This window comes from Streptomyces sp. NPDC033270, from assembly GCF_055576575.1.
This window is the reverse complement of record NZ_JBVIRA010000016.1, coordinates 131,921-156,011: the sequence shown is the minus strand read 5'-3', so window position 1 is coordinate 156,011 and position 24,091 is coordinate 131,921. Positions and strand designations below refer to the sequence as shown.

Here is a 24,091-nt window from a genome sequence, read left to right as displayed (position 1 = left end):
GTGCGCGACCCCTCGCTGCGCAGGTCCTACGCCCTCTTCCGCGCCTTCCTCCAGGAGCAGACCGCACCCGAGCACTGCTACCGGCTGCTCGCCCGCGACGCCGCCGACCAGGTCGAACGCCATGCGCCGCTCAAGGGCGCGGTGGTCGCCGACGTCGGCGGCGGCGCCGGCCACTTCACCGAGGAGTTCCGGCGCCGCGGCGCCCACGGCTACCTCTTCGAGCCCGACCCGGCGGAGCTGACCGCCCGCGGCCGCAGGCCCGAGGCGGCGGTGGTCGCCGACGGCTACCTGCTGCCGCTCGCCGACGGCGCCGCCGACATCTGCTTCTCCTCCAACGTCCTGGAGCACGTCGCCGACCCGCAGACCTTCCTCAGCGAGATGGCCCGGGTCACCCGCCCCGGCGGGCTGATCTACGTGGCCTTCACCAACTGGCTCTCCCCCTGGGGCGGCCACGAGACCGCGCCCTGGCACTACCTGGGCGCCGAACGGGCCCGCAGGCGCTACCGGCGGCGCACCGGCCGGGACGCCAAGCACACCCTGGGCGTCAACCTCTTCGCCGTGCACGTCGGGCGCACCCTGCGGCAGGTACGGGCCCGCGACGACGTCGCGATCGTCACCGCGCGGTCCCGCTACGCGCCGTTCCTCGCCGAGGCCATCCCCCGCCTCCCGGGCGTCCGGGAGGTCGCCACCTGGAACCTCCTCCTCATCCTCCGGCGGTTGCCATGACCCAGACCCTGCGGCCCTCCCCGTCCCCGGGAACGCCCGACACCGGCGGCAGGACCGACACCACGTGTGCCCCACCGCCCGGCGGGCCCCGCAGCAGACGCTGGTTACTGGCCTTCTGGGCGGCCGCCCTGGCCGGCTTCCTGACGCCCTCGCCGGGGAAGATGACGTTCGAGACCAAACTGGGCGTCACCGCCGACCCCTGGAAGTTCCTCGGCGACCTCGGGCAGCTGTGGCACGACCGGGCGGGCTTCGGCGGCATCGCCGACCAGTACTTCGGCTACGCCTTCCCCACGCTCCCCTACTACGGCCTGACCGACCTCGCCCACCTCCCGGTCTGGCTGGCGGAGCGGCTGTGGATGTCGCTGATCGTCACGGCCGCGTTCTGGGGCGCGCTGCGGCTGGCCGAACGGCTGCGCTTCGGCAGCCCGCCGACGCGGCTGCTCGCGGCGGCCTGCTACGCGCTGTGGCCCACCTTCACCCTCGTCATCGGCTCCACCTCCGCCGCCGCCCTCCCGGGCGCGCTGCTGCCCTGGGTGCTGCTGCCGCTGACCAACCCTCAGGTGAGCGCCCGTATCGCGGCGACCCGCTCGGCGCTGCTGATCCCCTTCATGGGCGGCGTCAACGCGGCCTCGACGCTGGCCGCGCTGCTGCCCGCCGGCCTGTATCTGCTCTCGCGTACGGGGCCGCGCCGGACCCGGCTGCTGGCCTGGTGGCTGCCCGGTGTCGTACTGGCCACCGCCTGGTGGGTGGTGCCGCTGCTGCTGCTCGGCATCCACGGCGAGAACTTCATGCCGTTCATCGAGCAGGCCGACACCACCACCGGCACCATGTCCGCCACCGAACTGCTGCGCGGCGCCGGCAACTGGGTCGGCTACCTCAACTTCGGCGAGCCCTGGCTGCCCGCCGGCTGGACCATGACGGCCAACGCCTTCGCGGTACTCGGCTCGGCGCTGGCCGCGGCGCTCGGCCTGGCCGGCCTGGCCCGCCGCGACCTGCCCGAACGGCGCTGGCTCCTGCTGACCGTATTGGCCGTGACGCTGATCGCGCTGGCCGGATACGGCGGAGCGCTCGGCGGCCCCCTGCACGAGCTGTGGCAGGACTGGCTGAACGGCTGGCTGCGCCCGTTCCGCAACATCTACAAGTTCACCCCGGGCCTGGCCCTGGCACTCACCCTCGGGCTGGCGCATCTGCTCGCCGTCGCCGCCGAGCGCCGCGGCACCCGCCGCGTCCCGGGCCGCCACCGCCTGCCCCAACTGACCGCGCTGCTGGTCCTGCCCGCCCTCGCGCTGCCCTTCCTGACCGGCACCGTCCTCCAGCCGGGCCCCTTCACCAAGCTGCCCGCCTACTGGGAGCGGACCGCCGGCTGGCTGCGGACCCACACCCCGCACAGCCGCGCCCTGGTCGTGCCCGCCACCGCGCACGGCATCTACACCTGGGGCTCCCCCATCGACGAGCCCCTCGACGTGCTCGCTACCTCCCCCTGGACACAGCGCGACTTCGTCCCGTTCGGCACCCCGGGCGCCCGCCGGGCCCTGGACGCCGTCGAACAGGCGCTGCTGACCGGCGCCCGGGTTCCGGGCCTGCGCGACTACCTGGGCCGGGCCGGACTGCACGACGTGGTGGTACGCAACGATCTCGACCCCGACCAGATCGGCTACGTCCCCCCGCAGACCGTCAAACGGACCCTGGAGGCCTCCGGCTACCGCAAGGTGGCCGCCTTCGGCCCGCTGACCACCGGCGGCCGGATCCCCGCCGAGGCCCCGCTGCAGATCCAGGGCCTGTATCCGCGCCAGCGCGCCGTCGAGATCTACCAGCCCGAGAACACCCCCGAGCCCGGCCGTGTCGCCGCCCGGCCCGTCGCGGACACCGCCCAGCTCAGCGGCGGCCCCGAAGCGCTCCTGCAGCTCTCCGCCGACCCCGCCCTGCGCAACCGGGCCACCGTGCTGACCGGCGAGAACCACCCCGGCCTCGGCACCCCGCCGCTCCAGCTGACCGCCGACGGACTACGCCGCGCCGACACCCGCTTCGGGCTGGTCAACAGCAACACCTCCTACACCTACACGGCCGACGAGCGGAACCATCCCGACAGCGTGCAGGACCCCGGCCGGCCGCCCCGGCAGATCCTGCCGACCACCGGGATCGACCACCAGACCACCGCCCACCTCCGCGGCGCGTCCTCGGTCACCGCCTCCACCAGCGGCAACTGGCTCTTCCACCTGCCGCAGTACGACCCGGTCAACGCCTTCGACGGCAACCCGGACACCGCCTGGGCCGAGGGCAGCGCCGGCGACCCCGTCGGCCAGTGGGTCGAGATCGCCTTCACCCGGCCGACCGCCGTCCCCGCCGCGCTGACCCTCACTCCGCTGCCCGGCGACGGGCTGCGCGCCGCCCCGACGTCCGTACGGATCCAGACCGACCGCGGCCGCGCCGACTCCGCGCTGCGCCCCGACGGAACCCCCCAGCAGGTCAGGGCCCCGGCCGGGACGGCGAAGTGGCTGAAGGTGACGATCCTGGGCTCGCAGACCCCGCGCGCCGGCCTCTCCGGCGCCGGATTCGCCGAGATCGCCGTCCCCGGTGTCCAGGTCACCCGGCTGCTGCAACTCCCCACCGACGCCCGGGACTCCGACGCGCCCGCCGAAACCGTCTCGCTGCACCGCGGCAGCGATCCGGGCGGCCTGTCGCCCGTGTCCGCCGAGGTCGGGCTGCACCGCGAGTTCCGTACCGGGCACCGCGGCGCCTACGACATCTCCGGCAAGGCGCTGGCCGTCCCCGGCACCGAACTCGACCGGCTGCTGGACCGGGTCGCGCCGGAGCAGAAGGACCGGATCACCGCCACCGCCGACTCCACCAGCTTCGGCTTCGGGCAGTCGCTCAGCCCCCGCAACCTCGTCGACGGCGATCTGACCACCGCCTGGATCGCCGGTGACCGGCCGACGCTGCATCTGCGCTGGCCCGGCAAGAAGAAGATCGACCAGATCGTGCTGGCCGCGGCCGGCGGCATCTCCACCCGTCCGGAGCAGATCCTGATCAACTCACCGGACGGGGCGGCCACCGCGGGCGTCGACGAGAACGGCCAGGCGCGCTTCGAGGCGATCACCACCGACCGCCTCGACATCACCATCAGCAAGGTCAAGGAGCTGACGATCCACAACCCGGTCGCCGGCCAGGCCCTGCAACTCCCGGTCGGCCTCAGCGAGGTCTACCTGCCGGCACTCGACGCCTACCGCACCCCGCGGCCCGCCGCCGGCACCCGCTTCACGGTCGGCTGCGGCCAGGGCCCGATGCTCGCCGTCGACGGCGTACTGCACGCCACCAGGGCCTCCGGCCACGTCCGCGACCTGACCGAACGCCGCCCGATCGACGTGGAGTTGTGCGCCGGGCCGGCCAAGGACGGGCGACTCGAACTGCCGCCGGGCCGCCACCGGGTGGAGGCCGGCGACCAGGGTCCGCTGGCGCTGACGGATGTCACGCTGCGGAGGGGGGACACGCGCGGCACGGAGCCGGCGGCCCCGGCCCGCAGGGTCGCCGCCGAGGACTGGTCGGGGGATCGCCGCACCGTCTCCGTCGGCTCCGGTCAGGCCGTCTACCTCCAGATGTACGAGAACGCCAACGACGGCTGGCAGGCCACCCTCCACGGACGGCGGCTGACGCCGCTGCGGGTGGACGGCTGGCAGCAGGCCTTCCTCGTACCGGCCGGGGCGGGCGGCACCATCGAGCTGTCCTACGGCCCGGCCACCGCCTACGACCTGGGGCTGGTCGGCGGAGCGCTGGGTGTGGCGCTGCTCGTCCTGTCCGCCCTGATCCGCCGCACGCCCCGCACCCCGCGTCCCGACGTCCCGCCGCCGCCCGCCCCCTCATGGGTGCTGGGGGTCGTCGCCCTCACCGCGGTGGTGGCCATCGCCTCCGGGCCGTACGCGGTGATCGTGCCGCTCCTGGCGCTACTGGCCCGCTTCCGGCCGCGGTTGCTCGTCCCGCTCGCGCTGGCGGCGATGGCGGCCGCCGGGGCCGTCGCGGCACTCGGCGCGGGCAAGCCCGTCGCCACGGACCAGGGCGCCTTCAGCGGCCTCGCGCAGGGGCTGGCGTTGCTGGGGCTGGCGGCGGGGGTGGTGACCGTACCGACGGGGGTGGCGGAGTCGGAGCCGGCAGCGACGGCGACCCGGCCGCGGGGCGGGGCGCCGGGCGGGGCGGGAGCGGACGCGCCGCCGGATTCGCCGCCGCCACCGTTGCCGCGGCGGCCGCGGGGCGGTGCGTACACCGCGCGCTCCGTGAACACCGGGCGCTCCGCGGACACCGGGCGCTCCGCGAACACCGCGAACGAGCCCGGTGCGGCGGCCATCGGTCGCCCCATCGTGGCCCGGGGGCGGGCCCGGGGTGACGGTCCGCGCTGGGCCGAGCGGCGCCGGCCGGGCCGGCCGCCCACACCGCCGGGGCCGCCGCCCGTGCCACCAGGTGGCGACGGGGAGGGCAACCGGGGGGACAACGGGAAGGGCAGCGGGGAGGACACCGCACGATGACCGCACTACAGCCGGCCGCCGCGCCGCCACCCTCCTCGTCGTCCGCCTCGTCGGTCTCCTCGTCCGGGCCGCGCCCGGCCCGCCAACCCACCGTCGCCCGCGTCCCGTTCCCGCTCGTCGACGAGGTCTCCCGGCACTGCCTGGAGGACGACGAGCCGGAGACCGTGCACATCGAGGTGCACCTCCCCGGCCGGATCGACCCCCCGCGGCTGCGCACCGCCTTCCAGCAGGCGCTCGCCCGGCACCCGCGCATCCTCATGCGCCAGGAGCCGGCCCGCTGGTGGCACCGCCGCTATCTGTGGCAGCTCACCGCCGCCCCGGACGTGGACCCGGTCACCGTCGCACCACCGGGGCCCGACGCCCTCCGCCACGCCCGGGAACGCGCGCTCTCCCACTGCCCGCCCCTGGATTCCTCGCCGCCCGTACGGCTGGAGATCGTCGGGCGACAGGGGACCGCGACGGCCGACGGCACGGTGCTGCTGCTCACCATCAACCACACCGCCCTGGACGGCCCGGCCTGCCTCCGGGTACTGGCCACCGCGGCCGAGCTCTACGGCGGCGCCGACAACTCCCCGGCACCGCCGCCCGTACGGGCCACCGGCCCCGGGACGGAGCATCCGGATGACGAGATCGACCCGGGGAGCACCGGGCCCCGCTTCTCCCGCCCGGCCCGGGTCGCCCCCGACACCAACACCAAGAACGAGGACGAGGACGAGGACGAGAACAACAGCAACAGCATGCTCATCACCGAGCTGCCGGTGCCGGCCCGTCCGCCCCGGGTGGACGGGCGGGCCCCGTACACCGTGAACGACCAACTCCTCGTCGCCACCTGCCTGATGGTGGCCCGCTGGAACCGGCTGCATGCCGGCCGCACCGCTCCCGTCGTCGTCACCATGCCCGTCGACGACCGGCCGCGCGACATCGGGATGCCCATCGGCAACGGCACCCGGCTGGTCTCGGTCGGCTTCGGCCCCGAGGAGCGGCGGGACGCCGAGCTGCTGACCGCCGATCCCCCCGACCCGGACGCGGTGGCCCGGCTGCTGCGACGTACGGCGGCCCGCACCCGCGCCCTCAAGTCGGCGCCCCCCGGCCCCCAACTCGGGCTCTCCGGGGCGGTGCTGACCGCTCCCGTGCTGCCCGTCGGACTGCGCGGCGCCGCCACCCGCGCACTGCGCGGCGCCGCCGCGCCCTGGACCTCCACCACGCTCCTGTCCAACATCGGCCGTATCCCCTATCCGCTGGACTTCGGTGACGCCGGCCGCCCGACCGCGGTGTGGTTCTCCGCCCCGGCACGGATGCCGCGCGGGCTCACCGTCACCACCGTCTCCGTCGGCGGCCGCATCCAGCTCGCGCTGCGCTGGTCGCACGCCCTGCTGGACGATCCGGCCGGCGCCCGGCTCGGCGCCCTCTTCCGCTCCTCGCTGGCCGCCACCGCCTGGCCGGATCCCGCCGCTCCCCCGCCCCCTGGACAGCCGCCCCCACCCCCCGCCGCCCCGACCGAAGGACGCGACCGATGATCCGGCCCGCCGCCCCCCGCCCCAGCGGCGCCTTGGGAACCGGCCCGACCGCGCCCCCCACCGGGCTGCGGGACTTCTACGAGAACCCGGCCGTGCCGGTGGCGTCCGGCGCCGCCCGCAGCCGGCGGCAGGCGCGGCTGCTGGCCCGCGCCCTGGGCCCCGTACGCTCCGGCGCGCCACCCGCCACCGTCCTGGACCTCGGCTGCGGCGACGGCTCCGCCGCGGCCACCGCCGCCGAGGTCCTCGCGGGCCACCGGCTCATCGGCGTCGACTGGTCCCAGGACGCACTGCGCCGCGCCCGGTCCCGCATCCCCTCCGTCGTACGCGGCGAACTGACCGACGGCGGCCTGCCGTTCGCGACCGGCTCCGCCGACGCCGTCCTCTTCAGCGAGGTCATCGAGCATCTCGTCGATCCCGATGCCGCCCTGGACGAGCTGCGCCGGGTGCTGCGCCCCGGCGGTCACCTCATGCTCTCCACCCCCAATCTCGCCGCCTGGTACAACCGCGGACTGCTGCTGGCCGGAGTCCAGCCGGTCTTCTCGGAGGTGAGCATGCGTCAGATCCACGGTCGGCCGGGCAGCCAGGTCGTCGGCCATCTGCGCCTCTACACCGCCCGTGCGCTGCGCGGCTTCCTGGCGGCCTCCGGCTTCGAGGCCGTACGCATCACCGGCGCCCCGTACCACGATGTGCCGCGCCCCCTGCGCCCGCTCGACCGGGCCGCCTGCCATGTGCCGTCCCTGGCCTCCATCCTGCTCGCCCACGCCCGCCGAAGCGGCCCCTGACCGACCCAACCGCCGGACACCTCACCAAGACCCGCGGGGGCCCTCGACGAAGGAGGTAACGCGATGCTGTGGTGGGGCGTGGCGTCCGCGCTGCTCGCCAATGTCCTGTACAGCACCGGCTTCGTGCTGGAGAAGCGCGCGCTGGCCACGCTGCCGGCGCTGAGCACCCGCCGCCCCGCCCGGGTCGTCGGCCACCTCCTGTCCAGTCCGCTGTGGCTCGGCGGCTCACTCGCGCTGGCCGCCGGATTCGCCGCCCAGCTCGCCGTCTACCGGACCCTGCCCCTCGCCGCCGCCCAGGGCATCTTCGTGTCGGGTCTGGTCCTGCTGCTGCTCCTCTCCTCGGTCGTCCTGGGCGAGCGGACCAGCGGCCGGGAGCGGCAGAGCATCGTGGCGATCCTGATCGCGCTCGTCCTGGTCGTCGCCTCCCTCCAGGGCGAGGACGCCCGCGCCATCGCCCGCACCGCACCGCCCGCGACGCTGCTCACCATCGCCGTGCCCTCGCTGGCCGCCGGGCTGCTGCTCTACCGCTCGGCCGAACGGCGCGCCATGCGCCGCCACCGGCTGCCGACCGCCGGCGTCCCCTACGGGGTGGCCGTCGGCCTGCTCTACGGGGTCAGCTCACTGGCCATCAAGGGCGTCTCCGGCCTGCTGACCACCGACGACATCGCGGGCGCCGCCGCCCAGCTCCTCCGCTCGCCCTACCCCTACCTCCTGCTCTTCACCGGAGCCACCGGTCTGGTCCTGTCCCAGACCGCGCTGCAGCGCTGCCGCGCCTCCGTGATCGTCCCCGTCTGCACCACCGTCACCTGCGTCTTCACCGTCGCCTGCGGCACCGTGGCGTTCGGTGAGCCGCTACCCGCCGATCCGCTGCGACTCGCCCTGCGGCTGGGCGGCACCGCCGTCGCCGTCACCGTCCTGCTCGCACTGCCGCGCCATGACACCCCTGCCGGGCCCCCGCACGACACCACCGCCATGCCTGGTCACGACACCACCACCATTCCTGGTCATGACACCCCCGACGGACCTGGTCACGACACCCCCGGCCCGCCACCTCACGTCCCCACCACCCCACCCCGCCCACCGGCCAACGGAGTTGAGCCATGAAGCCCGATGACCCGCTGCTGCAGATCCTCGTCTGCCCGCTCGACAAGGGCCCGCTGTCCCTCGTCGCCCCCGACGGCATCCTCTACAACCCCCGGCTACGCCGCCGCTATCCGATCCTCGACGGCATTCCCCAGCTCCTCCCCTCCTCCGGGGAACAGGTCACCGACGCCGAGCACGACCGTCTGCTGCGCCGCCTCACGGAGCAGGGGGCGCCGTCGTGACGCTCGCCGCGCGGCTGGGGCCCCGGCTGCCCGCCCGGCTGGTGTCGGCTCTGGCGGGCGGGCTCTATCCGCGCTTCGAGCCGGAGCTGCGGCGGCTCGCCGACTTCTGCCCACCGGGCGGCACGGCCGTCGATGTGGGTGGGTGGTACGGCCCCTGGACCCGGCGGCTGGCCCGGCGGGCCGACCGGGTCGTCACCCTCGAGCCCGTCCCCCATCTGGCCCGCCTGATCGCTTCCGTCACACCGCCTCATGTCGACGTGGTCTCCGCGGCGGCCACCGACCACGCCGGCTGCGCCACCCTCTGGCTCCCCCCGGACGGCCGCGGCGACCGCGGGGTCTCCTCGCTCGTACGCCGCGAGCTGCACGCCGCCACCCTCGACGTCCCCTGCCTCCCCCTGGACGCGCTCGGGTTGGCGTCCGTCACCCTGATCAAGGTGGATGTGGACGGTGCGGAGCTGGCGGTGCTGCGCGGCGCGGCCGACACCGTCGAGCGTGACCGGCCGGCGCTGTTCGTCGAGCTGGAGAGCCGCATCCAGCCGCTCGCGCCCGTCCTCGACTGGACGGCGGCCCATGGCTATCGCGGCTGGGTCCTGCCGCACGACCACTGGCTGCCACTGGCCGACTTCGATCTGCCGGCCCATCAGTCCCGCACCTCCCACGTCGCCGAACACGGCCTGCTGCGCCGCTCCCTCGCACCGCACCGCCGCTATGTGAACTCCGTGCTCTTCCTCCCCGACGGCGACCGCCCCGGACCCCCCGAAACCCCCACCGTCCACGACCATGTCCATCATGAGCCCCACCACTGACAATGACCCGCCCACCGGCCCCGGCACCCCCTCTGACCTGCCAGGACCCATCGCCTTCCAGCTCGTACTGCTGCGGCGGATGGCCGACCACCACCCCGGCATGGTCGAGGACGCGCTGCGGGCACTGGACGTCTCCCGCGCCGAGATGCGGGAGGCCAACCGCCGCTGGCAGGCGCGGATGCACACCCCGCGGGCGGGCGGCGTCCAGCCCTACCGCGCGCTGCTGGGCGCCCCGCAGACCGTCACCCCCCGCCGGATCGGCGACCTGACCTGCGAGGCCCTGACCTGGCCGGTCCCCCTCTGGCCCGACCTGCGGTTCGAGGTCCTCACCGCGGCCCGGGGCACCGTCTGGAACGCCTGGCTGGTCCGGGCGCCCGGGGCCCCGTCTCCCGAGTTGCGGACGACCGCGGACCTGGCCCCCTGGTCCTGCACCGTCGACGAGGTCGCACGCGCCTTCGCCCCAGCCCGCCCGATGGAGGGCAGCGCCCCCACCCGCTGGCGGCTGGCCTGCACGGCTCCGGGCCCCGACGGCACCCCGCGGAACATCGTCACGGAATTCACCTGGGGGCTCTACCAGCGCCGCGTCGACTGAGCCCCGGCCGCCGGTGCGCCACCGCCCCGGCTCCGCTCACCCGTTCGCCGTAGCCCGCCCCTTCCCGTCCCCCGACCGGACCCTCCCAGCGGGCGACCCCCTGTGGGCGATCAGAGGATGGCGCATGAGCGGTCCGTGCGAACGGGCCCTGTGAGCGCTCCGTCCATACCGGCCCACCGGGGAGGAATCACCCATGACCATCAGCCTCGCCCAATTGCGGCGCTGCTCGGCCGCCGTCGACCTCGGCGCGGCCCGGACCAGGGTGTACGTCAAGAACCAGGGGCTGGTCGTCGATGAACCGAGCGTCGCCGCCATCAACACCCGTACCGGGGCGTTGCTGGCCGTCGGCGAGCAAGCCGAGTTGATGGACGGCCGCACCCCCGACCACATCCGTGTGGTCCGCCCGATCGCCGGCGGCACCGTCGTCGATATCGACATGGCCCAGCGACTGCTGCGCACCCTGGTCGGCAACGGGCTGCGCAAGACCTGGCGGCGCCGCCCCACGATGCGGGCCGCGGTCTGCCTCCCGTACGGCAGCGAGCCGCTGGCCCAGCGGGCGGCCGTGGAGACGCTGACCGGACTCGGCGCGCGCCGGGTCGAGCTGGTCGACACCCTGGTCGCCGCCGCCGTCGGCTCCGGGCTCCCGGTGGAGCAGCCGGAGGCGACCATGATCGTGATGTGTGGTGCGGGCACCACACAGGTCGCGGTGCTGTCACTGGGCTCCATCGTGGCCGCGGAGAGCGTGCCGGTGGGCGGCAACGCCATCGACCACGCCGTCATCCAACATCTGCGGCAGCACCATGAACTGATGCTGGCGAGCCAGGCCGTGCGCCCGCTGCATCTGATCCTGTCCGGTGGTGACGGGCTCACCCCCGGCTCCACCGAGGTGCACGGCCGGGACGTGGTCAGCGGAATGGCACGCTCCGTGCATGTCGACACCGAGCGGGTACGGGACGCCATCATCACCCCGCTGACGGCGATCCTCGACGGCATCGGAGCCGTACTGCGGCGCTGCCCGCCGGATCTGGTGGCCGACCTCGGCGAGCGCGGCATCATGCTCGCCGGCGGCAGCGCCCTGATCCCCGGTCTGGAGCCGATGATCCATCAGGCCACCAGCATGCCGGTGCACACCGCGGACCGACCGGACACCTGCGCCGTCATGGGACTCGGCGCCATGATCGAGGGCAAGGTCCAGCCCCTGCACCTCGACCCGATGGCGCCGTAGCGCCGTTCACAGACTCCTGGCGTTCCAGGCCACCACCGCGGGGCGGTCGTGCTCCGTTCCCAGAACGCCGACGGTCCCGGTCTCGAAGGTGAACAGTCCACCCGCCGCGGCCGGCAGACCTAGCCTGCGCGCGGCCAGTACCCGCAGGAAGTGCGCATGCGCCACCAGCGCCACATCTCCCTGGTCGGCCCGGAGCTGCGGCGCGATCCGGGCCAGCACCCGGTCGGCACGCGCGCCGACCTGCTCGGGGGACTCCCCCGGATACTCGTCGGGGCCGGGGGCGACACCGTCGGAGAACAGATACCAGCCGGGCCGCTCGCGATGGATCTCGGCGGTGGTGATGCCCTCGTAGCCGCCGTAGTCCCATTCCCGCAGGTCGGGATCGATCTGCGGACGGGCGAGGCCCGCCAGCTCGGCGGTGCGCAGTGCCCGCACCATCGGGCTGGCGTAGACCTGCGCGATCTTCCGGCCCGACAGCAGCGGCCGCAGCGCACGGGCCTGCTCCTCGCCATGGGCGGTCAGCGGCAGATCGGTCCGGCCGGTGTGCCGGCCGTTCCGGCTCCACTCGGTCTCGCCGTGCCGGACCAGAAGTAGCTCGCTCACGGGGCCCGAGCCTACTGGCCCGACCCGCCCTGCGCCTGCGCGCTCTCCTGGGCCTCGTCGACCGAGGCCCGGACCTCGTCCATGTCCAGCGCGCGGGCCTGGCCGATGACGTCCTCCAGGGCCTCCGCCGGCAGCGCGCCCGGCTGCGCGAACACCGCGATGTTCTGCCGCACGATCATGACCGTCGGAATGGACTGGATCTGGAAGGCCTGCGCCAGCTCCGGCTGGGCCTCCGTGTCGACCTTGGCGAAGACCAGGTCGTCGTGCTTCTCCGAGGTCTGCTCGAAGATCGGGCCGAACTGCTTGCAGGGACCGCACCACTCGGCCCAGAAGTCGATCAGGACGAAATCGTTGCCGGAGACGATTTCGTCGAAGTTTTCCTTGGTGAGCTCAACCGTGCTCATGCGTACGTCCCTGCTTCCGGTCTGTCGACGATGTCCATTCGGTCTCCGGCAGCGGCAACAGGATCAACCCGTGCCGTATTCCGCATGCCGGACCGTCCGGCTCCCCTGCCCACCGAACGCGTTCCTAGACATCCCGATCGACGTGGGGAAACACACGTCGCACCGGTACGGACACCCCGCACACCACAAGGCGGCATCCGCACACCACAAGGTCCCGGGACCGGCTCCCGGGACCATGTGCGGGCACGCCGCCCTGCGGTCCTCCTCATCGCTCCGTCGCGGTCTCAGCAAGCCGCCCCGGCTGCCGGCCACAGCCACCGGCCACCGGCCACAGCCACCGGCCACCGGCCACCGGCCACCGGCTAATCCTTGGCCTTGGCGTACTCCGTCGCCATCCCGCCCGCGAAGTCGTACACGATGACCTGTTCGTCGCCGACGACCCAGGCGTCATGGCCGGGCGGACAGACGAAGACATCGCCGGGCCCCACCTCGGACTCCGCGCCGTCGTTCATCCTGATGCGCATACGCCCCTGGACCATCACGCCGTTGTGGTGGACCTCGCAGCTGTCGGTCCCGGCGATCGGGCCGACCGACTCCGTCCAGCGCCAGCCCGGTTCAAAGGTGGCCACGGCGAAGTCCAGCCCGGTCAGGTGCACGGCTTCGAGGTGACCCCTGGGAAAGTCACGCCGCTCGTCCGGCTTGTCGATCGTCTTGATCTCCATCATGAGGGCTACCTCCCGCCACCCCCACCGGTCGTTCCCCCGTCCCTTCCATGGTGCGCCCGCCGCGGGACCGACGGCCACTTCGAGCGGCCCCCTCCCCCTGCCCCGGGCGAAGGACGGACGTGCGTACGTGCGCGTGTACGTCCGCGTGTACGTGCGTGCGTGCGTACTCACCGGTACCCGACGGGGATGTCGCCCTACGGGTGCGGTGGCGCGCAGCCGCGTACCCCGAGGGCTAGCATCCGAAACAACCGGGCAAGCCCGCCAAGAACGGAGCATCCTTCTGTGCGTCATCTGCGCCTAGGCGTCGCCATCTTGACCATGGGAAACCGTCCCGCCGAGCTGACCGCGCTGCTGGATTCGGTCGCCAAGCAGGACCTCCAGCCGGCCCATATCGTCGTCGTCGGGAACGGCTCGCCGCTGCCGCCGCTGCCGCACGGCGCGATCGGTGTGGAGCTGAGCGAGAACCTGGGCGTCTCCGGAGGCAGAAACGTCGCCCTGGACGAACTGCGCAAGCTCGGGGACCTGGACGTGGTGGTCGACCTGGACGACGACGGCCTGCTGATCAGCCCGGACGTCTTCAGCCGACTCGCCGAACTCCACGGGGACGACCCGGAGTTGGGCATCGTGAGCTTCCGCATCGCCGACGAGCTCGGCCGCACCCAGCGCCGCCACGTCCCGCGCCTGCGGGCCGGCGACCCGCAGCGCGGCGGCCTGGTGACGACGTTCCTCGGCGGCGGGCACTCGCTGTCCGTACCGATGCTGGACCGCATCGGCGGCTGGCCCGACGACTTCTTCTACGCGCACGAGGAGACCGACCTGGCCTGGCGGGCCCTGGACGACGGCTGGCACATCCGCTACGCCCCGGAGCTCGTGCTCCAGCACCCCTACACCTCGCCCACCCGGCACGCGGTCTACCACCGCATGGTCGCCAGGAACCGCGTATGGCTGGCGAAGCGTCATCTGCCCGCGGTCCTGGTGCCGCTCTACCTGGGCGTATGGGCGGCGCTGACGGCCGTACGCAGCCGCTCGGTGGCAGGCATGCGCGCCTGGGCCGCCGGCTTCGCCGAAGGGGTACGGACGCCCTGCGGACGGCGCCGGCCGATCCGCTGGCGCACGGTGTGGCGGATGACGCGGCTCGGCCGCCCGCCGGTCATCTGAGGGCGGGGGCCACCTGATGCAGCTCCTCGCCTTCCCCGAAGCCGCGACCCCGCCCGAGCTCCGCCGACAGGTGCGCGCGCTCCATGACGAGGCGTGGCCCCCGGCCGGCGCTCCGGCCGGCGCGACGGCCGACGACGGCGACCGGCCCCACCACGACCCCGCGCTGCACCCCGTCTCGATGCTGCTGGTGGACAACGGCACGGTGCTGGCGGCCCTGGACATCCTCTCCAAGCCGATCGTGCACGCCGGCCGCCGCTATCGGGCCGGCGGGCTGAGCACCGTGGTGACCCGCCGCGCCGTCCGCGGCCGGGGCCACGGCCGCCGCCTGGTGACCGCCGCCCGCGAAACCATGGCCGGCTCGCCCTCGTTCCCGAATCCGCTCCCGCCCCCGAATCCCCTCCCAGCCCCGAACCTGGACCTGGACCTGGACCTGGGGATCTTCACCTGCGACCGCCCCTTGCAGGGCTTCTACGAGAGCGCAGGCTGGCACCCGTTGCCCGCAACGGTCCTCGTAGGAGGAACACCGCAGGCCCCCTTCCCCAGCGACCGCCCCGGATTCGACAAGGTCACCATGGCGGCCTTCTTCTCCCCGAGGCCCGCCGGAGCCACGCCGCGTTCCACCACACCCGCATCGCCCTGCACCCGGGCGACATCGACAAGCTCTGGTAGTCGGGTGAACGTCGGCACGGCGGTGGGACATCCCGGCCGCGGGTGGTACAGCACGCATTGTGAGCTCCCAACCGCCGACCGGCCCTCCCAGCGGCCCCCTGCACGGGGAGCCGGCGCCCACTCCGCCGCCTCCCCCACCCCCTCAGCAGCCCCGGCGGCGCGTTGCGCCGGTACTCATCGGTGTGGGCGTTGCCGTCGTGGTGGTGGTGGCGGCGATCTCCTTCTTCGCGTTCATCGGCGGCGATGACGGAGGTGAGCCTTCGGGCGACTCCTCCAAGGTTCCGAGCGTCAGCTCCTCCACAGCGGCTCGCGATCTCGCGAAACGCGTGGCGCTGACACCCAAGGACTGGGGGGGCTCATTTGTTCGAGACTCTCCATACGAGAATACCGACCGGTATTGGGCGGTTGTCGACCAAGACTGCAAAATCACGTTGGAATCGCCGACTGCCGCACTCGATATCCTCATTCGCAACGCCAAAGAATCAGATGACGCGGCGTTTGCTCAATCTACAGTCACCACCTACAAGGGAGCGGATTCAGCCAAGCGTGCCGTTGCCCGGCGGCGCGAGCCTTTGCAGCGATGCCCAACACAGAGTGTTGCCGGAAGTAAGGCGCGGGTCGAAAACGTCCACGAGGTAGAAGTTCCCGACGCGAAGGGTTTTGATGATTTGGTGGCCGAGGAGGGCCACGACACTGTCGCTTCAGACGGCCAAAAGGCAGACGGTTACTATACGCTCCTCACGGCCAGCAAAGGGCAGTTCGTATTGCAGGCGTACGCGACCCGCGGCGGGTCCGAGACGCAGGAGAAGACCCGTGACGAGGCGGTCAACGCCCTCTCGCTCATGCTGGGCCGCCTCGAGAGCGGTTGACCTGCCTGTCGGGAGTCAGGCGCATATCCGGCCACCATGCCGATGGTGGCCCATAGGGTAAGCCCCATTCGCCTCGACGACGCACCGCCCGAGGGAAAATATCTCACCAATGTCGAACAATTCGACAACCCACCGCGAGCGGAGCAACATGAAATTGGTGGGAGGTGCACAGGTGATTTCGAACCTCAGGCAACGTCGGCGCGGCCGGTGGGGTGTACGCCAAGTAGACGGGCCGCTCCGCGATCAACGGTCATGAGCCCGGACGCGCTCATACTCTCCGGACCGCACGCGAATCACTGGCCGGCCGCGCGGATAGCCCTTCTCGGTGGTTTCGATCTCCTGGTCGGCGATGTGCCGGTACTGGTCTCCGTCGGTTCGAAGCGACTCCTGGCGTTCATCGCGCTCCATGGCCGTACGGCTTCCGCTCGGTCTCTGATCGCCGGGAGTCTCTGGCCGGAAGCAAGCGAGCAGAGCGCCTACGCGAACCTGCGGTCGGCGTTGTCGCGTCTGTGCAGCACCGGCAGGAGAGCCCTGGAGGTCAGCACCACCGACGTACGTCTCGCGCGGGACGTCAGCGTCGACCTGTACCTCGCGCGGTCACTGGCCCAGCGCATCCTCGACCCCGGCGTCCCGGCCGAAGCGCTCCATCTGAATGCGGCGACCGTCGATCAGCTCTCCCGCGACCTGCTGCCCGGCTGGTACGACGACTGGGCATTGCAGGAGGCAGAGCGGTGGCAGCAGCTCCGCATCCACGCACTCGAGTCCCTGGCGGGAGCATTCATCGCCACGAAGCAGTTCGCCGGGGCGGTGGCGGCCGCCCACGCGGCCGTACAGGCGAATCCGCTGCGGGAGAGCAGCCAGGCGTCGCTGATCCGCGCCCACCTGGCGGAAGGCAACCTGTCCGAGGCGCTGGACGACTTCGCACGCTACGAGCACCGCCTCCACGACGAGCTCGGACTCCGTCCCACACGGCGGCTGCGCCACCTGGTGGACGGGCTACAGCGGCCGTACCCCGGTTGGTGACCACCGGACCGCCCTCAGTCATTCAGCTCAACAGCAAGTATGCGCAGCAATGTGTGTATTTATTCTGATCTGGTGGCGGTAATGCGCTGGATGACCAGGTGATCCGTCAGCGAATGTGCTGAGTGTTCGGGACCCGTGATCGGGGGAGCATCGTGGAGCCACGCGGGGCCTCGGACGAGACAGGCGCGGACGGCGCCGACGAAGGCGCGGCGCCCGGACGGTCCACCGTCGTCCGCGCGTTGCCGCCGGCGCCGAACGGGTCCTGGTCGCTGCTGTCGCGGATCGTGATCATGGCGGCCGTCGGGGCGCTCACGATCGGTGTCACGCTCCACCTGGTTCTGGTGTTCCTGTTCGTCGCCCCGACGAACGCCATCAGCAAGGAGTACAGCGGGCTGATCAAGGGCTACGTCTACCCGGAGTTCGATCAGAACTGGCAGTTGTTCGCCCCGAACCCGCTCCAGTCCAACATCGCCGTGCACGCGCGCGCCGAGATCGCGTTCCCCGACGGCTCGCGGCGTACGACGGGCTGGCTGGCGCTGACCGCCCAGGACATCCGCGAGATCAGGCACAATCCCGTGCCCAGTCACGCGCACCAGAACCTGCTGCGACAGGCCTGGGACTTCTACAACCGGACACACGACGCCAAGGGGCGGGCGCTCGGCCTGCGCGGCGAACTCTCCGCGGCCTTCGTGAACCGGATCGGGGCTCACCGGCTCGGGCCGCGGATCGACGGCGGTCGGGTGGTCAAGGTGCAGATGTACGCGTCGTACACCCCGATCATCCCGCCCAAGTGGAGCAGCGACCGCGGGAGCACCGAGAAGACCTACCAGGTACTTCCCTGGTGGCCGGTCTCCGAGAAGGAGTTCTCGTGAGCGTCGAGAAGGACATCGCCCAGACGCCCTCCCCCTTCAAGGACATGGGCACCAGGCTCGACGCGGCGATCGCCAAGGGCCTGAACAAGATCACGAGTGCGGCACTGGCGCCGTACCAGGCCGCGGTCGTCCGGATCGGCTTCGCCCTGACCTTCGCGCTCTACCTCCTCCGCGAGTGGCCGTACCGGCTGGAGCTGTACGGCACCACCAACCCGTGGGGATTCGACCTGGCCCAGCGCCTGATCGCCTCGAACCACGCGTTCACGGTCCTGCTGTGGTCGAACCACAGGCTGTGGTTCGAAGTGGTCTACCACGGGACGATCGCCGCGAGTCTGCTGCTGCTCCTGGGGTGGCACACCCGCACGATGTCGATGCTGTTCATGGTCGGGGTGTTGTCGCTGATGAACCGCAGCATGCTGCTGGGCGACGGCGGCGACACCCTCATCCACCTGATGGCGAGCTATTTGGTGCTCACGCGGTGCGGGCAGGTGTGGTCGCTGGACGCCCGACGGCGGGAGCGTTCGCGGGGGCGGCTGAGCCGGGACGGCTGCGATCGGGTGAGCGTGGCGCTGTGGAGCCTCTGCGGCGCGGGCCTCGCCCTCGCCCAAGTGACGGGATTCGCCGCACTCCCCTGGGGCTGGGTACTGATCTTCTGGGGATGGTGGTTGATCCAGGCCCTGTGGTTCTGGGCAGGGCGGCGTCGTTCCCCGGACCCCGGGGCGCTGCTGGATGTCGTCGCCAATCTCGTCCACAACGCGGCGATGCTGGTGATCGCCGCCCAGGTGTGCCTGCTCTACGCCACGGCCGGCTGGTACAAGATCCAGGGAGCCCGCTGGCAGGACGGCAGCGCCCTGCACTTCCCGCTCAACCTGGCCTACTTCAGCCCGTGGACCGCTCTGTCCCAGATGCTCGACAGCCGCTCCATCATGGTCACGCTGATCAGCTACGGCACCGTGATCGCGCAGGTCGCCTTCCCCTTCACCCTGCTCCATCGCCGCGTGAAGAACGTGCTGCTCGTGATCTTGATCAGCGAACACGCGACCATCGCGGTGATCTGCGGCCTGCCGTTCTTCTCGCTGGCGATGATCGCCTCCGACATGGTCTTCCTGCCGACGAACGTCCTGCGATGGGGCGGGGGGAGGATTGCGGCCGCGTGGGAACGCGTCACGGCACCACTACGGCGGAGCAAGAGCCCGGGCAGCCGTGACGAGGAACGGCGCGTGACCACCTGACGCGCCGTGCAGGAAGCCGACGGACCGGCCGGCCGTACGAGCCCGACGGACCGTACGCGTCCAACGGACCGTAGGCGCCGACGGAGGCGGTCCTCCGGCGGAATCGGACCGTGGTGGCACGAACCGCCGGAGGGATGACGGGGAGCCCGGATCCGCCGTCCCGCGGACGCGGACGGTGAACAGGGCTCCCGGGTAGAAGGACTGCGTTTCCGCCCCTCAGCATGAGCCGAGAGCTCTGCCGATCGCGTGGCCTGCCTCGATCGTTGTCGGCCTGGCCTCCTGTGCCGGCGCCATTCGCTCAGGGAGCAGCCGGAGCGGCCGGAGCAGCGGGTGCAGCCGGAGCAGCGGGAGCGGCCGGAGCGGCGGGGCCGCCGGTAGTGGTGGTGGTGCCGCCACCGGATGTGGTGCTGGAGCCTCCGGCTGCGCCGCCGGTGGTGCCGCCGGTTCCGCCGGCGGTAGTGGTGGTGGTGCCTCCGGTTGCGCCGCCGGTGGTGGTCTGGGAAACGGTGGTGGACTGGGCGCCGGTGGTCGTCTGGGAGCTGGTGGTGGTCTGGGCGCCGGTGGTCGTCTGGGCGCCGGTGGTGGTGGCGCCGGTGGTGGTGCTGGCACCGGTGGTGGTGCTGGAGCCGGTCGTCGTGGTGGTGCTCACCCCGCCGCCACCACCGCCGCCTCCGCCGCCGCCCCCGCCGCCGCCCCTGCCGGGGACGCACAGCAGCCTGACCGAGCCCGGAGCGACATTGATGATCTTGCCGGTGACCTTGCTGACACACAGGACGTCAGGCACTGCCGGCGCCTCCTGTGTCGATCGGGTCGGAGCTTTCGCAGTCGCTGTTTCAGCGCCCGTCGTCCCTATCACCCCCATTGTTCCGGCGAGCGCAGCCGCCATGACTGACGCCCCGACCACGTGCGGAAGACGCTTGCGGATGCTTGTCATCACTGCGCCTCCTCTTCTCTTGAAGCCATAGATACCTCCAGCGTGGGAGGGCGGCCATGACCGCGGCGTCGAGCCGGCGTGACCCTCGCGTGACGGCTCCGTCGTTCTGGGCCCTGCCTCCGCCCGGAGCGGCCCTGCCGGCGCGTTGCTGCCCGGCCGCCGGCTCCGGGCGGACTGTCGGCGGCGATCCGCCGCGGACGGTCAGACGAAGTCGATGCGCTCCTCGCTGACCGGGTACCCCGCCGTCGCGAAATGCGCTGCCATCGGGAAGTTGCCCTGGTCGGTGGCGGCCGCGATGCGCGTCGCGCCCCGCGCCACCAGGTCCTGTGTGCACTCCACCAGCAGGTCGTAGGCGTAGCCGTGGCCGCGCTGCTCGGGGAGGACGCCGATGAATCCGATGCAGGGGCCCGACGGGTTGCGGGCGGGGACGTGGATGCCCGCCACTTCGCCGGCCGGGGTGTAGGCCAGGCGCCACCAGTCCCGCGGGGAGGGCATCCAGGTGAGGATGCCGAGGAGTTCCTCGACGGCCCCGTCCCTGCCGTACTCCGCGATCTCGTGCAGGTCGTGGGCGTCCAAGGAGCCCTCCTGGATACGGCGCAGCACGCCCCGGATGACGTCGTCGTCCGGCTCCGGCCGGTACTCCAGGCGCCCGGTGCGCTCGGGAAGCGGGCAGGCGGAGGTCCAGGTGTAGCGGTAGCGCTCGACCAGCTTCCGCAGGCCGGCCGCCTGCGCCGCGGCCATCCGGGCCTCGGCCGCGGCCCGCACGTCCGGCTGCTCGCGCCAGGCGGGCGGCAGCAGCAGGCTGTACTCGGCGTGAAGGGGTGCGGTGCGCAGCAGTTGGACGGCGGCCTCGGCGTCGGTGAAGTCGAACCAGTCGAGGGCGATGGGCTTTTCGTCGCCGGGCTTGGCCCACCAGGCCGCCCGGGCGACGACGACACCGTCGCGCAGCGCGACCCAGGTCCATTCGGGCCGGTACTGGCCGCCGTCGGCGATCATGCCGTAGGTGTCGCCGAGGACGGCGCGGCCGACGATGCCCGGGTCGGGCAGGGAGGCGAAGAGGGGAGTCTCGCCCGCGGTGAGCGGACGGATGACCAGTTCAGTCATGGGTGAAGCGATCCTTCGGGAGAGTGACGCGCTCCCGGATCAGACCTGGGACGCCCGGTGGACGGGGCGGGAGCGCACGGCTGTTGTGGTGGACATCGCTCTCGCCTCCTTCTCTGTGATCACGGGCGTGCACCCACCCTAGGCGCGGTCGCTCGCGGTCGTCCAGGCATTTGTCCGCGTACGACGCGGCGCGATCGCCGCCGGGCCCTGCACGTCATCCGCGCCTCACGCCATCCGCGCGCCGTGCAACCTTCTTCCCACCTCACGAGTCTCCGCGCTGTATGTCTTGACCCGCACAGTGCGAAAGGTCCCCGTGCACCAGAAGAGACTCGTCGTCGCCCGGACCGGTGGCATCATGTCCGCCGTCGTCCTCGGCAGCCTGCTGGCCGCCGCCCCGCAGGCGGCAGCCGCCGACGTCACCTGCTCGGCCAACGTCTACAAGCGGACGTTCTACAAGAACACCTCGTTCTCCGGCTCCCCGGTGAAGACCGACTGCGACAGCGCCATCGACCAGAGCTGGTCCGGCGGCCCGGTCTCCGGCATACCGGCGGACAACTTCGGCGTCCGCTGGTCGGTGACCCGCGACTTCGGCTCCGGCGGCCCCTTCGCGTTCACCGCCTCCGCCACCGACGGCGTCCGTGTCTACCTGGACGGGGTCCGCAAGATCGACCTGTGGAAGGGCACCGGTGACACCGCCCGCTCCCAGAGCGTCAACCTCACCGTCCCCTCCGGCAAGCACACCCTCCGCGTGGACTACGCGAACTGGAGCGGCGCCGCGAAGGTCAAGTACACGTACACGCCCCGGACTTCGGCCACGTACGACAAGACGAAGCCCTTCGCCCCCACCGGCGTGCAGACCGCCTACAACACCACGACCCGCAAGACGACCGTCTCCTGGTCCGCCAACAAGGAGATGGACCTCGCGGGTTACGCCCTCTACCGGCGGCCCGTGGGCTCCAGCACCTGGACGCAGGTCACCACGACCACCGCCCGCAGCCACACCGACCCCCTCGTGAACCCCGACGACCGCACGCCCTACTACTACGAGGTCCGCGCCAAGGACAAGGCGGGCAACACCTCGTCGGGCAGCACCGACACCCTCGTGCGCCCGCTGCCCGTGGTGACCGAGCTGACGGGCACGTACGACAAGGCGACCGGCAAGGTCACGCTGAAGTGGCCCCTGAACAGCGAGCCGCACTTCGACCACTACACGGTCCTGAGCAACGACAAGGTGGACGGCCGCTGGGTCTGGGTCCCGCTCGGCACCACCAAGGGCAACACCTGGACCACCGAGCCGGTCGTCGCCGACGGCGAGTGGGGCCACTACCGCGTCCTGGTCACCAACGACGGCGGCACCACCACCTACAACCCGAACGGGCTCGACGCCACCGCCACCAATGAGCTCTGGCTGGAGATCCCCGACGGCATCGCCCCCGCCTACGCCCCCGAGCTGACCCTGCGCTCCTGCGCGACCGGCATCCAGGCGACCGTCACCGACAGCACGCCGGCCCCGATCCGCGACTTCACCGGCTTGGAGATCGAGCGCCGCGAGGCGGGGACGGACGCCTGGTCGGCCGTCCTGCACAAGGGCTACGACCCGCGCCTCGCCACCGCCACGGCCACCGTCTGCGACCCGCTGCCCGCCGACGGACGCAGCTACGAGTACCGCGCCCGCACCTATGACGCGGCCGGGAACTACTCGCCGTCCAGCGAGATCCGCACCGCGACCGTGCCGGTCGGCTGACGCTTCCCGGAAAGCACGCGCCGGCACCCGGAGGCGGTCACCTCGCCGCTGCTTGATCCGGACCCTGTTGCTTCGCCGTCGGGGACCTGAGCACCCAGGTCCCCGCTGGGGCGGCTACGGCAGTCGGCCGCCGTGGTGTGCGGGGCCGTTCCCCAGGTCGATGACCAGGCGGATGACGAGTTCGCCGTCGACGGTGCGGGTACGGTCGCCGATGATCCGGTTGAGGTGGCGGACGCCGGGCTCCAGGGCCATGACGTGGGTGAGGAGCGGGTCGACGGTGCTGTCGGTGCGCAGGGCTTCGGCGGCGGCGAGGAGCTGGGGGTTGGTGACGCCGCGGTTGCCGCTAAGGGTGAGGCTCAGGCCCGGGCGGGTGAAGGTGGTGGTGGCGGGGGGCCAGGGGCCGCCGGTGCCCGCGCGGCGGACGCCGTCGAGGTCGACGCCGGGCAGCAGGGGGGTGGTGGCGCGGGGCGGGACGCCGCCGAGGGGATGGATGGCGACCAGGCGCTCGCCGAGGGCGGTGAGGGCGGCTTCGACGGCGGGGACGGTTCCGCTGCGATGGGTGGTGACGAGGAGCGCGACGGTGCCGGTGACATGTCGGTCGAGGGGATCGGTGGCAAGGACGCTCACCGTGTGAGGGAAGTGGGCCTGGGTCCATTTGAGGCCGGCTTCTGTGCGGTGGACCACGACGACCCGGACAGTGGGGAAGAGGAAGCGGGGCGCGAGAAGGGCGGCGAGATTGCCGGTCAGGCCGTCGCCGTGGACGACAAGGGTGTCGGGAGCCGAGGCGGCTAAGCAGGAGAGGGCGTAGCGGACGACCGCGTACGGTTCGACGAGGGTGGCGCGGGCGGCGGGGAGGTCTTCGGGGAGGTGGGAGACCAGGCCGCCGCGGACGGCCGAGGCGCCGATGAGGACGCGTTGCTGGAAGAGGCCCGGCACATTGTGGCCGAGGAGGAACGAGGGGTCGCCGGGGTGGGTGGGGTTGACGACCACCCGGTCGCCGGGCGCGAAGCCGTCGGTGCCGGGTCCGGCGGCGACGACCTGGGCGGCGCCCTCGTGCCCGACGACGGGTGAGGGGTCGTCGCGGTCGCCGCGCAGGATCTGGATGTCGGTACCACAGAGGCTCACATGCTCGGGTGCAAGCAGGAGTTCGCCCTCGCCGGGGTCCGGGGTGGGGACCTCTTCGACGCGGCAGCTGGTGCCGTGGCGGACGATCGCGCGGTGGGTGGCCGTGGCCGGCATGGGGTCCTTCCCGGGTGGTGACAGGTGA

22 protein-coding genes are annotated in these 24,091 nt (G+C 72.4%); 16 read left to right on the top strand and 6 right to left on the bottom strand.

What is annotated here, in order from left to right:
- From ACZ5XZ_RS22785 to mreB, 9 genes are all read left to right on the top strand, one after another.
- Positions 1-726 (top strand): class I SAM-dependent methyltransferase, encoded by a 726-nt coding sequence (locus tag ACZ5XZ_RS22785; protein ID WP_468980815.1) that lies wholly within the window; start codon positions 1-3, stop codon positions 724-726.
- Positions 723-5,240: an alpha-(1->3)-arabinofuranosyltransferase domain-containing protein gene (locus ACZ5XZ_RS22780; protein WP_468980814.1), complete on the top strand. Its 4,518-nt coding sequence runs from the start codon at positions 723-725 to the stop codon at positions 5,238-5,240. Before ACZ5XZ_RS22785 ends, ACZ5XZ_RS22780 begins: the two co-directional genes overlap by 4 nt.
- Positions 5,237-6,757 carry a condensation protein gene (locus ACZ5XZ_RS22775; RefSeq protein WP_468980811.1) on the top strand — a complete coding sequence of 507 codons (1,521 nt, stop codon included), beginning with the start codon at positions 5,237-5,239 and terminating at the stop codon, positions 6,755-6,757. Before ACZ5XZ_RS22780 ends, ACZ5XZ_RS22775 begins: the two co-directional genes overlap by 4 nt.
- Positions 6,754-7,539 carry a class I SAM-dependent methyltransferase gene (locus ACZ5XZ_RS22770; protein WP_468980808.1) on the top strand — a complete coding sequence of 262 codons (786 nt, stop codon included), beginning with the start codon at positions 6,754-6,756 and terminating at the stop codon, positions 7,537-7,539. Before ACZ5XZ_RS22775 ends, ACZ5XZ_RS22770 begins: the two co-directional genes overlap by 4 nt.
- A 63-nt stretch (positions 7,540-7,602) precedes the next feature.
- On the top strand, positions 7,603-8,643 hold the full coding sequence (locus ACZ5XZ_RS22765) for a DMT family transporter (protein ID WP_468980806.1): 1,041 nt from the start codon (positions 7,603-7,605) through the stop codon (positions 8,641-8,643).
- Positions 8,640-8,864 carry a Trm112 family protein gene (locus ACZ5XZ_RS22760; protein WP_468980804.1) on the top strand — a complete coding sequence of 75 codons (225 nt, stop codon included), beginning with the start codon at positions 8,640-8,642 and terminating at the stop codon, positions 8,862-8,864. The genes ACZ5XZ_RS22765 and ACZ5XZ_RS22760 overlap by 4 nt, the downstream gene beginning before the upstream one ends.
- Positions 8,861-9,670 (top strand): FkbM family methyltransferase, encoded by an 810-nt coding sequence (locus ACZ5XZ_RS22755; RefSeq protein ID WP_468980802.1) that lies wholly within the window; start codon positions 8,861-8,863, stop codon positions 9,668-9,670. Before ACZ5XZ_RS22760 ends, ACZ5XZ_RS22755 begins: the two co-directional genes overlap by 4 nt.
- Positions 9,654-10,262, top strand: coding sequence for a hypothetical protein (locus tag ACZ5XZ_RS22750; RefSeq protein WP_468980799.1), 609 nt, complete (start codon positions 9,654-9,656; stop codon positions 10,260-10,262). Before ACZ5XZ_RS22755 ends, ACZ5XZ_RS22750 begins: the two co-directional genes overlap by 17 nt.
- Positions 10,263-10,455: 193 nt before the next feature.
- Positions 10,456-11,487, top strand: coding sequence for a rod shape-determining protein MreB (gene mreB / locus ACZ5XZ_RS22745; protein WP_468980796.1), 1,032 nt, complete (start codon positions 10,456-10,458; stop codon positions 11,485-11,487).
- Between the two features lie 6 nt (positions 11,488-11,493).
- Here mreB and ACZ5XZ_RS22740 read toward each other — a convergent pair whose 3' ends face one another.
- The 3 genes from ACZ5XZ_RS22740 to ACZ5XZ_RS22730 form a co-directional block, all read right to left on the bottom strand.
- Positions 11,494-12,090, bottom strand: a complete 597-nt coding sequence (locus tag ACZ5XZ_RS22740; protein ID WP_468980795.1) for a histidine phosphatase family protein — start codon at positions 12,088-12,090, stop codon at positions 11,494-11,496.
- An 11-nt stretch (positions 12,091-12,101) separates the two neighbouring features.
- Positions 12,102-12,494: a thioredoxin gene (trxA, locus tag ACZ5XZ_RS22735; RefSeq protein WP_468980792.1), complete on the bottom strand. Its 393-nt coding sequence runs from the start codon at positions 12,492-12,494 to the stop codon at positions 12,102-12,104.
- Between the two features lie 362 nt (positions 12,495-12,856).
- Positions 12,857-13,219 (bottom strand): cupin domain-containing protein, encoded by a 363-nt coding sequence (locus tag ACZ5XZ_RS22730; RefSeq protein WP_468980791.1) that lies wholly within the window; start codon positions 13,217-13,219, stop codon positions 12,857-12,859.
- A gap of 282 nt (positions 13,220-13,501) precedes the next feature.
- Between ACZ5XZ_RS22730 and ACZ5XZ_RS22725 the strand changes: the two genes are divergently transcribed.
- The 6 genes from ACZ5XZ_RS22725 to ACZ5XZ_RS22700 all read left to right on the top strand — a co-directional run bounded on the left by ACZ5XZ_RS22725 (position 13,502) and on the right by ACZ5XZ_RS22700 (position 19,042).
- Complete coding sequence (locus ACZ5XZ_RS22725) at positions 13,502-14,377, top strand: glycosyltransferase family 2 protein (RefSeq protein WP_468980789.1); 876 nt, start codon at positions 13,502-13,504, stop codon at positions 14,375-14,377.
- A gap of 16 nt (positions 14,378-14,393) precedes the next feature.
- A complete protein-coding gene (locus ACZ5XZ_RS22720; RefSeq protein WP_468980786.1) occupies positions 14,394-15,293 on the top strand; it encodes a GNAT family N-acetyltransferase in 900 nt (299 codons plus the stop codon).
- Complete coding sequence (locus ACZ5XZ_RS22715; RefSeq protein WP_468980785.1) at positions 15,229-15,915, top strand: hypothetical protein; 687 nt, start codon at positions 15,229-15,231, stop codon at positions 15,913-15,915. Before ACZ5XZ_RS22720 ends, ACZ5XZ_RS22715 begins: the two co-directional genes overlap by 65 nt.
- Before the next feature lie 252 nt (positions 15,916-16,167).
- A complete protein-coding gene (locus ACZ5XZ_RS22710; protein WP_468980782.1) occupies positions 16,168-16,938 on the top strand; it encodes an AfsR/SARP family transcriptional regulator in 771 nt (256 codons plus the stop codon).
- 152 nt (positions 16,939-17,090) lie between these two features.
- A complete protein-coding gene (locus ACZ5XZ_RS22705) occupies positions 17,091-17,810 on the top strand; it encodes a DUF5819 family protein (protein ID WP_468980780.1) in 720 nt (239 codons plus the stop codon).
- Complete coding sequence (locus tag ACZ5XZ_RS22700) at positions 17,807-19,042, top strand: HTTM domain-containing protein (protein ID WP_468980777.1); 1,236 nt, start codon at positions 17,807-17,809, stop codon at positions 19,040-19,042. The genes ACZ5XZ_RS22705 and ACZ5XZ_RS22700 overlap by 4 nt, the downstream gene beginning before the upstream one ends.
- A 298-nt stretch (positions 19,043-19,340) precedes the next feature.
- Here the strand turns inward: ACZ5XZ_RS22700 and ACZ5XZ_RS22695 are convergent, their stop codons facing one another.
- The gene (locus ACZ5XZ_RS22695) at positions 19,341-19,826 is read right to left on the bottom strand and encodes a hypothetical protein (protein ID WP_468980774.1); all 486 of its coding nucleotides are present in this window, start codon (positions 19,824-19,826) and stop codon (positions 19,341-19,343) included.
- A 351-nt stretch (positions 19,827-20,177) separates the two neighbouring features.
- Positions 20,178-21,080, bottom strand: a complete 903-nt coding sequence (locus ACZ5XZ_RS22690; protein ID WP_468980772.1) for a GNAT family N-acetyltransferase — start codon at positions 21,078-21,080, stop codon at positions 20,178-20,180.
- A 313-nt stretch (positions 21,081-21,393) separates the two neighbouring features.
- On the opposite strand from ACZ5XZ_RS22690, the gene ACZ5XZ_RS22685 reads away from it, so the two are divergent.
- Entirely contained in the window at positions 21,394-22,824 is a 1,431-nt protein-coding gene (locus ACZ5XZ_RS22685) for a PA14 domain-containing protein (RefSeq protein ID WP_468980769.1), read from the top strand.
- A gap of 114 nt (positions 22,825-22,938) precedes the next feature.
- Here ACZ5XZ_RS22685 and ACZ5XZ_RS22680 read toward each other — a convergent pair whose 3' ends face one another.
- Positions 22,939-24,063, bottom strand: coding sequence for an alcohol dehydrogenase catalytic domain-containing protein (locus tag ACZ5XZ_RS22680; protein WP_468980767.1), 1,125 nt, complete (start codon positions 24,061-24,063; stop codon positions 22,939-22,941).
- Positions 24,064-24,091 lie beyond the last annotated feature (28 nt).

Coding starts and splice junctions, on each gene's coding strand:
- ACZ5XZ_RS22775 (WP_468980811.1), top strand. CDS start 5,237: ATGACCGCACTACAGCCGGCCGCCGCGCCGCCACCCTCCTCGTCGTCC.
- ACZ5XZ_RS22765 (WP_468980806.1), top strand. CDS start 7,603: ATGCTGTGGTGGGGCGTGGCGTCCGCGCTGCTCGCCAATGTCCTGTAC.
- ACZ5XZ_RS22770 (WP_468980808.1), top strand. CDS start 6,754: ATGATCCGGCCCGCCGCCCCCCGCCCCAGCGGCGCCTTGGGAACCGGC.
- ACZ5XZ_RS22760 (WP_468980804.1), top strand. CDS start 8,640: ATGAAGCCCGATGACCCGCTGCTGCAGATCCTCGTCTGCCCGCTCGAC.
- ACZ5XZ_RS22690 (WP_468980772.1), bottom strand. CDS start 21,080: ATGACTGAACTGGTCATCCGTCCGCTCACCGCGGGCGAGACTCCCCTC.
- mreB (WP_468980796.1), top strand. CDS start 10,456: ATGACCATCAGCCTCGCCCAATTGCGGCGCTGCTCGGCCGCCGTCGAC.
- ACZ5XZ_RS22720 (WP_468980786.1), top strand. CDS start 14,394: ATGCAGCTCCTCGCCTTCCCCGAAGCCGCGACCCCGCCCGAGCTCCGC.
- ACZ5XZ_RS22780 (WP_468980814.1), top strand. CDS start 723: ATGACCCAGACCCTGCGGCCCTCCCCGTCCCCGGGAACGCCCGACACC.
- ACZ5XZ_RS22730 (WP_468980791.1), bottom strand. CDS start 13,219: ATGATGGAGATCAAGACGATCGACAAGCCGGACGAGCGGCGTGACTTT.
- trxA (WP_468980792.1), bottom strand. CDS start 12,494: ATGAGCACGGTTGAGCTCACCAAGGAAAACTTCGACGAAATCGTCTCC.
- ACZ5XZ_RS22750 (WP_468980799.1), top strand. CDS start 9,654: ATGAGCCCCACCACTGACAATGACCCGCCCACCGGCCCCGGCACCCCC.
- ACZ5XZ_RS22680 (WP_468980767.1), bottom strand. CDS start 24,063: ATGCCGGCCACGGCCACCCACCGCGCGATCGTCCGCCACGGCACCAGC.
- ACZ5XZ_RS22710 (WP_468980782.1), top strand. CDS start 16,168: ATGAGCCCGGACGCGCTCATACTCTCCGGACCGCACGCGAATCACTGG.